At 42.3% G+C, this 12,906-nt stretch carries 13 protein-coding genes; 10 read left to right on the top strand and 3 right to left on the bottom strand.

The window, feature by feature from the left end; translation table 11 throughout:
* Nucleotide 1: 1 nt before the first annotated feature.
* The 10 genes from holA (at nt 2) to lipA (ending at nt 9,513) form a co-directional block, all read left to right on the top strand.
* The gene (gene holA / locus VRUMOI_RS04125; RefSeq protein ID WP_089137478.1) at nt 2-1,039 is read left to right on the top strand and encodes a DNA polymerase III subunit delta; all 1,038 of its coding nucleotides are present in this window, start codon (nt 2-4) and stop codon (nt 1,037-1,039) included.
* A gap of 100 nt (nt 1,040-1,139) precedes the next feature.
* A complete protein-coding gene (rsfS, locus tag VRUMOI_RS04120) occupies nt 1,140-1,457 on the top strand; it encodes a ribosome silencing factor (RefSeq protein ID WP_089137479.1) in 318 nt (105 codons plus the stop codon).
* A 49-nt stretch (nt 1,458-1,506) separates the two neighbouring features.
* Nucleotides 1,507-1,977, top strand: coding sequence for a 23S rRNA (pseudouridine(1915)-N(3))-methyltransferase RlmH (rlmH, locus tag VRUMOI_RS04115; RefSeq protein WP_089137480.1), 471 nt, complete (start codon nt 1,507-1,509; stop codon nt 1,975-1,977).
* Between the two features lie 6 nt (nt 1,978-1,983).
* On the top strand, nt 1,984-3,885 hold the full coding sequence (gene mrdA, locus VRUMOI_RS04110) for a penicillin-binding protein 2 (protein WP_089137481.1): 1,902 nt from the start codon (nt 1,984-1,986) through the stop codon (nt 3,883-3,885).
* A gap of 1 nt (nt 3,886) precedes the next feature.
* Nucleotides 3,887-5,008: a rod shape-determining protein RodA gene (rodA, locus tag VRUMOI_RS04105; RefSeq protein ID WP_089137482.1), complete on the top strand. Its 1,122-nt coding sequence runs from the start codon at nt 3,887-3,889 to the stop codon at nt 5,006-5,008.
* 4 nt (nt 5,009-5,012) lie between these two features.
* Complete coding sequence (locus VRUMOI_RS04100) at nt 5,013-5,798, top strand: septal ring lytic transglycosylase RlpA family protein (RefSeq protein WP_089137483.1); 786 nt, start codon at nt 5,013-5,015, stop codon at nt 5,796-5,798.
* Nucleotides 5,799-5,945: 147 nt separating this feature from the next.
* Nucleotides 5,946-7,133: a serine hydrolase gene (locus tag VRUMOI_RS04095; protein ID WP_089137484.1), complete on the top strand. Its 1,188-nt coding sequence runs from the start codon at nt 5,946-5,948 to the stop codon at nt 7,131-7,133.
* 253 nt (nt 7,134-7,386) lie between these two features.
* Nucleotides 7,387-7,656: a DUF493 family protein YbeD gene (gene ybeD, locus VRUMOI_RS04090; protein WP_089137485.1), complete on the top strand. Its 270-nt coding sequence runs from the start codon at nt 7,387-7,389 to the stop codon at nt 7,654-7,656.
* 164 nt (nt 7,657-7,820) lie between these two features.
* Nucleotides 7,821-8,513, top strand: a complete 693-nt coding sequence (lipB, locus tag VRUMOI_RS04085) for a lipoyl(octanoyl) transferase LipB (RefSeq protein ID WP_089137486.1) — start codon at nt 7,821-7,823, stop codon at nt 8,511-8,513.
* Nucleotides 8,514-8,547: 34 nt separating this feature from the next.
* Nucleotides 8,548-9,513, top strand: a complete 966-nt coding sequence (gene lipA / locus VRUMOI_RS04080; RefSeq protein ID WP_089137487.1) for a lipoyl synthase — start codon at nt 8,548-8,550, stop codon at nt 9,511-9,513.
* Between the two features lie 193 nt (nt 9,514-9,706).
* Here the strand turns inward: lipA and VRUMOI_RS04075 are convergent, their stop codons facing one another.
* From VRUMOI_RS04075 to crl, 3 genes are all read right to left on the bottom strand, one after another.
* Nucleotides 9,707-10,957: a glutamate-5-semialdehyde dehydrogenase gene (locus tag VRUMOI_RS04075; protein ID WP_089137488.1), complete on the bottom strand. Its 1,251-nt coding sequence runs from the start codon at nt 10,955-10,957 to the stop codon at nt 9,707-9,709.
* Between the two features lie 29 nt (nt 10,958-10,986).
* Nucleotides 10,987-12,138: a glutamate 5-kinase gene (gene proB / locus VRUMOI_RS04070; protein ID WP_089137489.1), complete on the bottom strand. Its 1,152-nt coding sequence runs from the start codon at nt 12,136-12,138 to the stop codon at nt 10,987-10,989.
* 304 nt (nt 12,139-12,442) lie between these two features.
* Nucleotides 12,443-12,829: a sigma factor-binding protein Crl gene (gene crl / locus VRUMOI_RS04065; RefSeq protein WP_089137490.1), complete on the bottom strand. Its 387-nt coding sequence runs from the start codon at nt 12,827-12,829 to the stop codon at nt 12,443-12,445.
* Nucleotides 12,830-12,906: the final 77 nt, after the last annotated feature.

The following is a 12,906-nucleotide window of genomic DNA, read 5'->3' as shown; positions in this document are numbered from 1 at the left end:
AATGCGTATATTTGCTGATAAACTCGCTGAAAATCTAGAGCGTAAATCGTTTCCTATTTATTTATTAATGGGTAACGAGCCTTTGCTGCTACAAGAGAGCAAAGATCTGCTCTACCAACATGCTAAAGATAAAGGCTTTTTAGATAAACAGCGATTTACCTTGGACAAGCAACTAGATTGGAATCTTATTTTTGATTGTTGCCAAGCGCTTAGTCTATTTTCTAATCAGCAAATCATAGAACTCGAAATTCCTGAATCAGGCGTCACCGCTGCGGGAGCAAAAGAGTTAATCAATCTAGTTGGAATGTTAAATCCAGATATTTTACTTGTGATTGTGGGAAACAAACTTTCTCGCGCTCAAGAAAATACCAAATGGTTTAAAGCGCTACATCAACATGGCTTACTTGTCAGTTGCAACAGCCCAGAATTACGTCAACTGCCACAATTTGTGCAGCAACGGTGTCGAAAATTAAAATTAACGCCTGACGCTGAAGCGATTCAAATGCTCGCTCAATGGCATGAAGGCAATTTACTTGCTCTTGCTCAAAGCCTAGAAAAATTAGCTCTCTTGTATCCAGATGGAAAATTGACGATGCCAAGAGTAGAATCCGCACTTAGCCGACATAACCATTTTACGCCATTTCAATGGACCGATGCGCTGCTGGCAGGACAAGCTAAGCGCGCTCAACGTATCTTGCGTCAACTACAAGCGGAAGGTCAGGAAGCGATCATTATCCTTAGAACCATTCAAAAAGAACTCTTCTTATTAATTGAAATGAGACAATCTTTTGATCATGGTTCTGGACTTGGCAAAATTTTTGACCAACACCGAATCTGGCAAAACAAGCGACCTTTATACACGTCAGCATTACAGCGATTAAACTTGACGTTTCTACAAAGGCAAGTTCACCTTCTATGCCAATTAGAGTTATCGGTCAAAACCACCTTTGATCAAGACCCATGGCCAAAGCTAAGCCAGCTGTCTATCGAGTTATGTCAACCAACGACCCAACTATCTCGCCTAGAGCAACCTATTTAACGACCGAGTGTAGATCTCTCACTTAGTGGTTTCTTTCCAAACCCGGTATTTCCCCTTACCATTAAGAAATACCAAAAAACGATATTAATGAGGCAATACTTTGCAACTAAACGAGTTAAAAGATTTTCTTGCTGATAAAGCAGATGATATGAAAGCTGAAAACATCATTACCCTTAATGTTCAAGGCAAATCTAGTGTTACCGACTACATGATCGTATGTACGGGTACATCTAAGCGTCACGTAGCCTCTATTGCTGATAATGTAGCCAAAGAAGCAAAAATCGCAGGCATTGACCCTTTAGGCATTGATGGTGAACAAGAAGGTGAATGGGTGGTGGTCGATATGGGTTCTGTCATGGTTCATATCATGCAAGAAGCACATCGTGACCTATACCAATTAGAAAAACTTTGGGGATAGTCACCTCTTATTAATTTTAAATACGCCTTATCTGTAACGGGAGTATTAGGTGAAAATTCAACTTATTGCTGTTGGAACCAAGATGCCGAAATGGGTCGAAGATGGTTTTTACGAATATCAGCGCCGCTTTCCAAGTGATATGCCATTCGATTTAGTCGAAATTACCGCCGGAAAACGTGGAAAAAATGCCGACATTGCAAGGATTTTGCAAAAAGAAGGCGAAGCTATGCTGGCGGCTGTACCTAAAGGTAATCGCATTATAACATTGGATATTCCAGGTAAACGCTGGGATACAAGCCAACTGGCTTCTCAATTAGATGCTTGGAAATTAGATGGGCGCGATGTGTCTATTCTAATTGGTGGCCCTGAAGGTCTCGCGCCAGCTTGTAAAGCGGCGGCTGACCAAAGTTGGTCCTTATCACCACTTACTTTGCCACATCCAATGGTTCGGGTCATTATGGCTGAAAGCCTATACCGAGCCTGGAGCGTTACCGCTAATCACCCGTACCACCGAGAATAATAAAGAATGAGACGTAAACGTAGCCAAATACGCGATTACACTGCCGAAGCTAAATTGTTTGCGCGACGCTCTATCGTTGCGTTTATGGGTATCATTATGTTGGTTGGCATTTTGCTGGCCAACCTTTATTACATTCAGGTTGATCAATACCAAGACTACAAAACACGCTCAAATGACAACCGAATAAAGGTGGTTCCTATCGCACCTAATCGTGGTCTTATTTATGATCGTAATGGGAAATTATTAGCCTCAAATCGCCCAGTTTACAGCTTAGAAATCACTCCCGAGAAAGTGCCTGACGTCGCAAAGACCATCGAGTCACTACGTCAAATATTGCCAATTACCGATGAGCAAATTGCCGCTTTTCAAAAAGAACGTTTACATATTAGACACTATAAACCTGTCCCTTTGCTCACCCAATTAACCAATGAGCAAGTGGCCAAGTTTTCGGTTAATCAATACAAATTCCCAGGTGTTGAAATCACAGCAGCGTTAAAGCGTTACTACCCTTATGGCTCGGTATTAACCCACGTATTAGGTTACGTCTCGAGAATTAATGATAGAGATATATTACGCTTAACTGAAGAAGATAAAGTGTCCAATTATCAAGCGACCCGAGATATCGGCAAGCTAGGTATTGAACGCTATTATGAAGATGTTTTACACGGCACTTCAGGCTACCAAGAGGTTGAGGTGAATAGCCGAGGCCGAGTCATTCGTACTTTAAAATATGTCCCGCCTGTACCAGGTAAAGACATTGTTCTCAATTTAGACATCAACCTACAACAATACGCGTTTAAGTTAATGGACCATCGTCGTGGTTCAATCATTATCCTCGACCCTGAAGATAATGGCGTACTAGCCATGGTGTCGAGCCCTAGCTACGATCCGAATGCGTTTGTACACGGGATCAGCGGCAAAGCCTATAGTAAATTATTGAATGATCCAAACCGTCCATTAGTGAACCGAGCAACACTAGGGATCTACCCTCCTGCCTCTACCGTAAAACCCTTTATTGCCGTCTCAGCATTAACGGAAGGAGTCATCACGCCTAATACCACTCGAAATGACCCTGGTATTTGGTATATTCCGCATGCACGAAGCCATAAAGGTTACCGTGATTGGAGTCGTTGGGGCCATGGTGTTGTCGATGTCAAAAAAGCATTGGAAGAGTCTGTCGATACTTTCTTCTATCAAGTGGCTTTCGATTTAGGCATTGATCGTTTATCGACTTGGATGAATAAATTTGGGTTTGGTGAATATACCGGTATTGATCTGCACGAAGAAAGCAGCGCAAACATGCCAACCCGCGATTGGAAAATGTCACGCCATCGCACTCCTTGGTATCAAGGTGACACCATTCCCGTCGGTATTGGACAGGGCTATTGGACCGCGACACCAATGCAGATAGCGAAAGCTCTATCCGTTCTCGTTTCACACGGAAAAGTGAGAGCCCCTCATCTATTACGAGCCACGATAGATAAGACTGAATCAACTCAAAAACCGGTTCTTAGCCCAATTAAGACGTTTCCTTCGATTGAAGGTGTTAAAGACTCTTATTGGGAATTAGCCGAAGAAGGTATGCACTTAGTCGCAACAGGATCTCGTGGTACGGCTCGTCGTGCATTCTATGGTGCTAAATATGAAGCAGCGGTAAAATCAGGAACAGCACAGGTTTATGGTCTGAAAGAAGGTGAGAAATATAACGCGAGTGAAGTCGCAGAACACCTTCGCGATCACGCATTATTGATGGGCTTTGCTCCATTAAAAGATCCAAAAATCATCGTTGCCATGGTACTTGAAAATGCGGGGGGTGGCTCTGGTGTCGGCGGTCCAATTGCCCGTCAAATTTTTGATCATGTACTGGTTGATTCAACGGATAGCTCAAATAAAGAGGATAAAAACTAGTATGAAAATGGATCCTGCCACTGGGCAAAATCGTTCTTTTTTTGAGCGCCTTCATATTGACCTCCCTCTACTACTTGGCATTTTATTATTAATGGCCATTGGTCTTGTCATCATGTACAGCGCCAGTGGGCAAAGCTATGAAATGATGGATAAACAAGCGATGAGAATGCTAATGGCTTTAGGGGTGATGTTCTTTCTAGCCCAAATAAAACCACGAACCATGGAATCACTCGCACCTATCTTATATGTCGTTGGAGTCTGTTTATTACTCGGCGTATTGTTTTTTGGTGAAAGCTCTAAAGGTGCTCAACGCTGGTTAAACCTTGGATTTGTTCGATTTCAACCTTCAGAGTTACTCAAACTCGCAGTGCCTCTTATGGTAGCAAGATACATTGGTAAGCAACCTCTTCCGCCAACTCTTAGAACCTTGGCCGCTTCGCTAATTTTAGTTTGCTTACCCACAATTTTAATTGCAAAACAACCTGATCTCGGAACCTCTATTTTGATTGCCGCATCAGGCATCTTTGTTATTTTCTTAGCCGGGATCAGTTGGCGAATCATTATCGCTGCAGGTGTAGCGATTGGCGGATTTATTCCCGTTCTTTGGTTCTTCTTGATGCATGAATATCAGAAAACACGAGTAAGAACGCTCTTCAATCCAGAGTCTGACCCACTAGGGGCTGGTTATCATATTATTCAAAGTAAAATTGCCATTGGTTCCGGAGGCTTAACCGGTAAAGGCTGGTTGCACGGCACTCAATCTCAACTTGAATTTGTCCCAGAGCGACATACTGACTTTATCTTTGCAGTCATCGCCGAAGAATGGGGTATTATCGGCGTAACATTATTGCTTTCAGTTTACTTATTCATTATTGCTCGTGGGCTTTACTTAGCAACACAAGCACAAACGGCATTTGGCCGAATGATGGGCGGTAGTATCGTACTGAGCTTTTTTGTGTATGTATTTGTAAATATTGGCATGGTAAGTGGCATTTTACCTGTGGTAGGTGTACCTTTGCCACTAATTAGCTACGGTGGTACCTCGATGATAACCTTGCTGGCAGGGTTTGGTATTTTAATGTCAATTCACACTCATAGAAAAATGCTTTCAAAGGCGAATTAAATTGATGAAAAAATATTGCCGTTATGGCCTATGGATGGTCTTCGTAATTTTAACCGGTTGCTCATCGTCTCAAAGTGACCGATATAAATTGTCGGATGATGTTGCTCCAGAAGACCCAATCTCTGTAGCCAATATCGAAGATGCTCACCCACGCTACGAACCCTTTAGTCGTGGTGGAAATCGTGATTACAGCCTACGCGGTAAAGATTATAAAATCGTCAAAGATACTAAAAACTTTACTCAATCTGGTTACGCCTCTTGGTATGGTAAAAAGTTTCATGGCCACTTAACGTCTAATGGTGAAGTGTATGATATGTATTCCATGTCAGCGGCTCATAAGACACTACCAATCCCAAGTTATGTCAAAGTAACTAATACTGCAAACGGCAAAACTGCAATCGTTAGAATCAACGACCGCGGGCCTTTTCATGATGGTCGTATTATTGATTTAAGCTACGCCGCCGCCTACAAACTAGGTGTCTACCAAGCCGGTACCGCCCCTGTAAAAATAGATTATATTACGGTGCCAAAAAATAAAGTGGACCATGCTTATTCAAAGCAAGAATACCTCATTCAAGTTGCCGCTGTTTCTGATGCTGAAAAAGCCCGAACTTTAGCGGTAAACCTTGGTCAAAAGTATTCATCACAATATAGTGTTGACAGTACAAGCAGCATCAATCGCATTATGCTTGGGCCATGGAAAGATCAAAGCGATGCCAATCAAGTCTTGATTAAGCTTCAGCAAAGTGGCTATCAATCAGCCTTTATGAAGCACCAGACTCGTAAGTAATACAACAAAAAGTAGCTCTTTATCGTCTTGCGGTTAAACGATATTGTCAGTTTTCGTAGACTTTTGAACCATATCTGATTTCTAGAAAAGTTTCTGTTAGAATACGAAAAATATACGTTCACCTAAAATATTGATTGCATTTATCACATGAAAAATACAGCTAAATATCTAACATCTTTGCTAATACCTTCATTGGCACTTTCAGCATCTTTGATTTCATTGAATGCTTCTGCATCCGATCCTATCGTAGTGCCTAACGCTCCAGAAATTGCAGCGCAAAGCTTTGTGTTAATGGATTACCATTCAGGAAAAATCTTAGCTGAAAAAAATATGGATGAGCGCCGCCACCCAGCTAGTTTGACTAAAATGTTAACCAGCTACGTGATTGGCCAAGAAATCAAATCAGGCAGCATTTCTCGCTCTGATGAAGTCGTGGTTAGTGAAAATGCTTGGGCAAAAAATTTCCCAGATTCATCTAAAATGTTCATCGAAGTAGGCAAAACCGTTACTGTTGATGAGCTAAACCAAGGCATCATCGTGGATTCTGGTAACGATGCTTGTGTCGCGATGGCTGAACACATTGCCGGTTCTGAAGATTCATTTGTTGATTTAATGAATCAATGGGCACAAAAAATTGGCATGGTGAACTCTCACTTTGTTAACGTTCATGGCCTAGATAACGACGAGCACTACTCTACCGCTCACGACCTTGCTATTTTAGGCGCTGCACTCGTTCGTGATGTACCAGATGAATACAAAATCTACGCTCAAAAATCATTCACTTACAATGGCATCACTCAATACAACCGTAACGGTCTATTGTGGGATAAGAGCATGCACGTTGATGGTATTAAAACTGGCCATACAAGTGGTGCGGGCTACAACCTTGTGACTTCTGCAACTGAAGGCGACATGCGTTTAGTCTCTGTAGTAATGGGTACTAAGAGTGAAAATGCTCGTAAAGCAGAGAGCAAAAAATTACTAAACTTCGGCTTCCGCTTCTTTGAAACTGTTGCTCCACACAAAGCGGGAGAAGAGTTTGTTAAAGAAAAAATCTGGATGGGCGATAAGAGTGAAATCTCTTTAGGTGTACAAGAAAATACGTTTGTAACGGTACCTCGTGGCCAAGCAAAAAACCTTTCAGCTAGCTTCGTTCTAGATAAAGAGCTTAAAGCGCCTATCAACAAAGGCGAAGTGGTTGGTAAATTATTTTACCAACTAAATGGTAAAGATGTTGCAGAGTACCCACTGGTTGCTCAAGAAGATGTCAAAGAAGGTGGTATCTTTAGCCGCTTAATTGACTACATTGTTTTACTATTTAAAAGCTGGTTCTAAGTAGCTTGCGATAAAGCACATCACCATTAACTAACAACAAAAGCCGCTGATTATGCGGCTTTTTTGTTTTTAGATAATAAGAACCTCTGTGCGATAACGCATTCATTTTGTTTATATTCTTTATCAGTAACACTCACGCTAAAAACAAAAGTGCATAATCTATACTATATGGATAGCCCACGGTGGTTGAGATCCTACTTCAATCGCATTACTATTCACGCTTTATCGCCCCCTTTCCCCTCAGGAGCACGGTATGCAAGAGCAACCAAAACTAAAAGACTTACTCGAATTCCCATGTCAATTTACCTATAAAGTAATGGGCTACGCGAAACCAGAGTTACCCGATCTTGTATTGAGTGTTATTCAAAAGCACGCCCCAGGTGATTATTCTCCAAGTATTAAACCTAGTGGAAAAGGGACTTATAATTCCGTTTCAATAACCATCACCGCGACCTCGATTGAACAAGTTGAAACTTTATATAAAGAACTTGGTGAGATTGAAATCGTACGCATGGTTTTATAATCAATACGATATTATTTGGATCAGCTCAAAATACCGAAACAAACTCATATACCCTTACTGCTTATGAGTAGTTAGCGGCACTAAAGAGGTTTATAATATTTAGCTGATCCAGTGTTGTAGGACATCCCTTCATTGACACATCACTCTGCGTTAGGATTTTGTACATGGATAGCCACTCAGATCAAGCCACTATAGTAGAACTCCCTACAGCTTCACCCAACCATGTCGTCGTCAGACAACTTGGCCGACAAGATTACCTTCCTGTTTGGGAAGCAATGCATCGCTTTACCGATGAGCGAGATATTCAAACGGTTGATGAAGTGTGGCTAGTGGAACACAACCCGGTTTTTACCCAAGGACAAGCGGGTAAAGTTGAACACCTATTAAATACTGGGGATATTCCTGTCGTGCAGAGTGACCGAGGTGGACAAGTGACTTATCACGGTCCAGGACAAATCGTCGCTTACTTTATGATAAATTTACGCCGCAAGAATATTGGTGTGCGTGAACTGGTCACTCATATTGAAAATATCGTCATAGCGACACTCAAAGAGTTTGGCATCTCCTCGGCATCACGTTCAGATGCACCTGGCGTTTATGTCGAACAACGAAAGATTTGTTCTTTAGGTTTACGTATCCGCAAAGGTTGTTCTTTTCACGGCCTAGCGCTAAACGTCAATATGGACCTATCTCCATTTCTTCGTATCAACCCTTGTGGCTACGCTGGTATGGAAATGATACAGGTTAAAGACGTCAACGGTCCAAACTCTGTTTCAAGTGTCGAATCCGTATTAATCGAAAAAATCACTCACCAACTTGAATATACTCAAGTTGACGTTACGACAGAAAGCCGCTGAAAATATACGCGACAGCTTTAAAAAGTAGGAAGTTATGAGTAAACCAATTCAAATGGAAAAAGGCGTTAAATATCGCGACGCTGATAAAATGGCATTAATTCCAACCAAAACGGTGGCGGTAGAAAAGACTGAGATCTTACGCAAGCCGGAATGGATGAAAATAAAACTGCCTTCTGATAGCCAACGAATTCAAGACATCAAAGCCGCTATGCGCAAAAATGACCTTCATTCAGTTTGTGAAGAAGCTTCTTGCCCTAACTTAGCTGAATGTTTTAACCATGGTACAGCGACATTTATGATCTTAGGCGCAATTTGTACTCGTCGCTGCCCTTTCTGTGATGTAGCCCACGGCCGCCCAAATGCACCAGAAGCCAATGAGCCTCAAAAACTGGCTCAAACCATTCAAGATATGAAACTAAAATATGTAGTCATCACCTCGGTTGACCGTGATGATCTACGAGACGGTGGTGCACAACATTTTGCTGAATGTAATAAAGCGATTCGTGAAAAAAATCCAAACATTAAAATTGAAACTTTAGTGCCGGATTTCCGTGGTCGCATGGACGTGGCACTGGAGTTAATGAAAGACAATCCACCCGATGTGTTCAACCACAACCTGGAAACTGCACCTCGCCTATATCGTCGAGCTCGTCCTGGCGCGAATTACAAATGGTCTTTACAACTCCTGCAGAAATTTAAAGAGCAGCACCCACATATTCCAACTAAGTCTGGCTTAATGATGGGCTTAGGTGAAACCAAAGAAGAGATTGTCGAAGTACTGAAAGATCTACGTGCTCACGGCGTGACGATGCTGACACTAGGACAATACTTAGCTCCAAGCCGTCACCACTTACCGGTTGAACGGTATGTACCGCCTTCTGAGTTTGATGAACTAAAAGAAATCGCTCTAGAACTCGGCTTTACCCATGCAGCATGTGGTCCATTCGTACGTTCTTCGTACCATGCTGATATGCAAGCGCAAGGGATTGAAATAAAATAAACAACGAAGCTCGGTATGCGGGCGCTTCGCTCCTAGTAGCTCGAAAAAGAAAAGTCAATTTTTGAGTTTCTAGCTTCAAGATAAACATAAAAAAGATCGCGATTTAAATCGCGATCTTTTTTGTTTCTAGTAACTTCATAGTTCGAAAAGACAGCGTCGAGAAACGAGCTTCCGAGTCACGAGATTCGACTGTTTATTGTCGAATTAGATAATCCGCTTTACCCACCCACTTATAACTAGTCAGCTCTTCTAAGCCCATAGGGCCGCGTGCATGCAGCTTTTGAGTAGAGACCGCCACTTCCGCCCCCAAGCCAAATTGAGCGCCATCAGTGAAGCGTGTAGAAGCATTCACGTATACTGCTGCCGAACCTGCTGAGTTAATAAATAATTCAGCATTACGAATGGATTCTGTCATGATGGCATCTGAGTGACTCGCATTATGCACCTGCATGTGGTCAATCGCCTCCGCAATATCGCTAACAACTTTTACCCCTAAGGTATAGCTCAGCCATTCCGTATCGAAGTCCCCTTCTTGCACCTCACGCAACTGTGGTAAATCCCCTAATAAAGCTTTCGCTTTCGGTTCCGCGACTAAAGCCACTTTCTCACCTAACTGTTTCGCCAGTTTAGGCAAAAATTGAGCGGCAACGTTTTCATGCACCAATAACGTATCAAGAGAGTTACAAGCCGATGGACGTTGTACTTTTGCATTTTCAATGACATCGATAGATTTCGCTAAATCGGCCGTTTCATCGACAAAAATATGACTGATCCCAAATCCACCAATGATCACCGGAATTGTGCTGTTTTCCTTACACATTTTATGTAGACCAGCACCACCACGAGGAATGATCATGTCGACATAATCATCCAGTTTCAGCAACTGTGAAACGAGTTCACGATCCGGTTTTTCGATGTATTGCACAGCAGCAGCAGGTAAACCAGCTTTCTCAAGCGCTATCTGAATGACTTTGACCAGCTCCATATTAGAAAAGAAAGTCTCTTTTCCGCCACGCAAAATGCTGGCATTACCGGTTTTCAAACACAAAGCTGCAATATCAATCGTCACATTTGGACGAGCTTCGTAAATGACACCTACAACACCCAAAGGAACGCGACGACGCGCCAATGTCATACCGTTTTCTAACACTTTACTGTCAATCTCACTACCAACAGGATCATTCAGGTTAATCACATTACGAACATCAGCAGCAATACCCTCTAAGCGAGACTGGTTTAAGAGCAAGCGGTCTAACAATGCATCGGTTAACCCAGCTTCTCGACCTAGTTCAATATCTTTCTCATTGGCCGCTAAAATAGTCTTGGCGTTGGATTCAAGCTCATCAGCAATGATGGAGAGTGCTTTATTTTTTTGAGCGGTTGACGCTGTCGCTAATTGAAATGCGGCTTGCTTTGCCGCTTGACCCATTAGTGTTAAATCCACAATATTTTCCTTACATTCTTTTTAGCTGATTACTCTTGAATAATAACCAAATCATCGCGATGAATAATAGTGGCGCCATACGCATAACCTAATGTCGCTTCAATCTCAGTACTATGCTTTCCAATCAGCAACTCTAATTCAGTATCTGAATAGCTAACAATACCTTTCGCGAGTAGTTGCCCGTGTTGATCACGTAAACGCACCACATCACCGCGTGAAAAAGTGCCTTTTGCTTGAATGATGCCTTTAGCTAATAAACTACTGCCTCGCTCAATAACCGCCTTCGCTGCACCATCATCTAACACCAAGTCTCCGACGGAAGCTGGGCCCGCCAGAATCCAACGTTTACGATTTTCTAGCGACTCTTCCAGAGCAAGAAAACGTGTGCCTTGTGGCTTATCACTTAATGTATCTACAATCACATTTGGACTACTGCCTGCCGCTATCACCACTTCAATACCAGTACGGCGTGCGATATCAGCGGCTTGTAGTTTAGTCGCCATGCCACCGGTACCCAGTGTTGTTCCACTGCCACCCGCAATTTTACGCAATGTCTCATCGATGGTTTTCACCTCACGAATCAACTCCGCGCTCGGATCTTTTCGAGGATCAGCAGTAAATAAACCGGATTGGTCGGTCAATAAAAGCAACTTATCCGCACCACACAAAATGCCAACCAAGGCTGAAAGGTTATCGTTATCACCGACTTTAATTTCGGTGGTAGCAACCGCATCATTTTCATTCACAACAGGCACAATACCGTGCTCAATCAACGCATTAATGGTATCTCGCGCATTCAGGAAGCGTTCACGGTCTTTCAAATCGGCACGCGTGAGCAGCATTTGGCCAATTTTAATGCCGTACAATTCAAATAAGGATTCCCAAACTTGAATCAAGCGGCTTTGCCCAACCGCAGCTAACAATTGCTTACTGGCCATTGAGTTGGGTAATGCGGGGTAGCCAAGATGTTCTCTCCCTGCTGCGATGGCGCCAGAAGAGACAATAACAATTTGATGACCTTGATTTTTTAACTCAGCACATTGACGAACAAGGTCAACCATACGAGCTTTATTAATTTCTAAGGTACCGCCAGTCAGCACACTAGTTCCCAATTTTACCACGATGGTTTGAGATTCCAGTTTGTTGTTTCCACTTTGATTTGAAGAGGCTTGAGTTGACATGTGTTTCCTGTCAAAAATGAAAATAATAAAAGGGTATACCCAAGTGACTTCAAGGTGCGAGTTTCAGCAAGAATAAAACAAACTTTAGGCTGCGTCAGATTGGTTTGAAAGGTACTTACCTACATTCGCCAATCTTCCTTATCTAAAGATTCGGATGAGAGCTCTGAATTCTGCATCTTGAAGTCACTTGAGTATAATGTTGTATCAATACAAGCGGCATTTCACAAGTAAAAGATAAGGCGTGTTGCGGATAATCCACAAACACGCCTTGCAATATTCTCTATTCGGATAATCTTGCGGCTAGTTACACCGTATCAAAGGAGTTTTTATGAAGACTAACGGTGTAATTGTAATCTCCAGATAGCACAGCAACGAGCTTTTTATGGAACTCTTCTAACGTTCTTTCTACTTCAAGTTGTGATTTTTTAGGGAGCGCAACATCAATCCAATCGCCAGTTTCATCGTATTTACCCAACGTATAATTGGCGACAAAATTATCTTCCTGTTTGTTTAATTCTAGCCACCAGCCCCAAAACTCTCTTAATTCTGGTGACTTTTTATCATCCACGCAGACCGATAAGCAATCAAATAGATAAGTACCAGACTCGCATTCACCTTCACGTAAATAAGGACCAATAGCTTTCAAGGCTGTCATTAAACGATAGTGAGTTGGTGCAGAAGCGTCAGTCATTGAATTCTCCATACATTATTATAATTTAAGAAGATCAATAATCCATTGACCTCCTTGTCTATAGTTCACTATTCGCT

Source organism: Vibrio rumoiensis, from assembly GCF_002218045.2.
GTDB lineage: Bacteria > Pseudomonadota > Gammaproteobacteria > Enterobacterales > Vibrionaceae > Vibrio > Vibrio rumoiensis.
The sequence above is the reverse complement of the archived record's forward strand: the minus strand, read 5'-3'. Positions and strand labels throughout refer to the sequence as shown.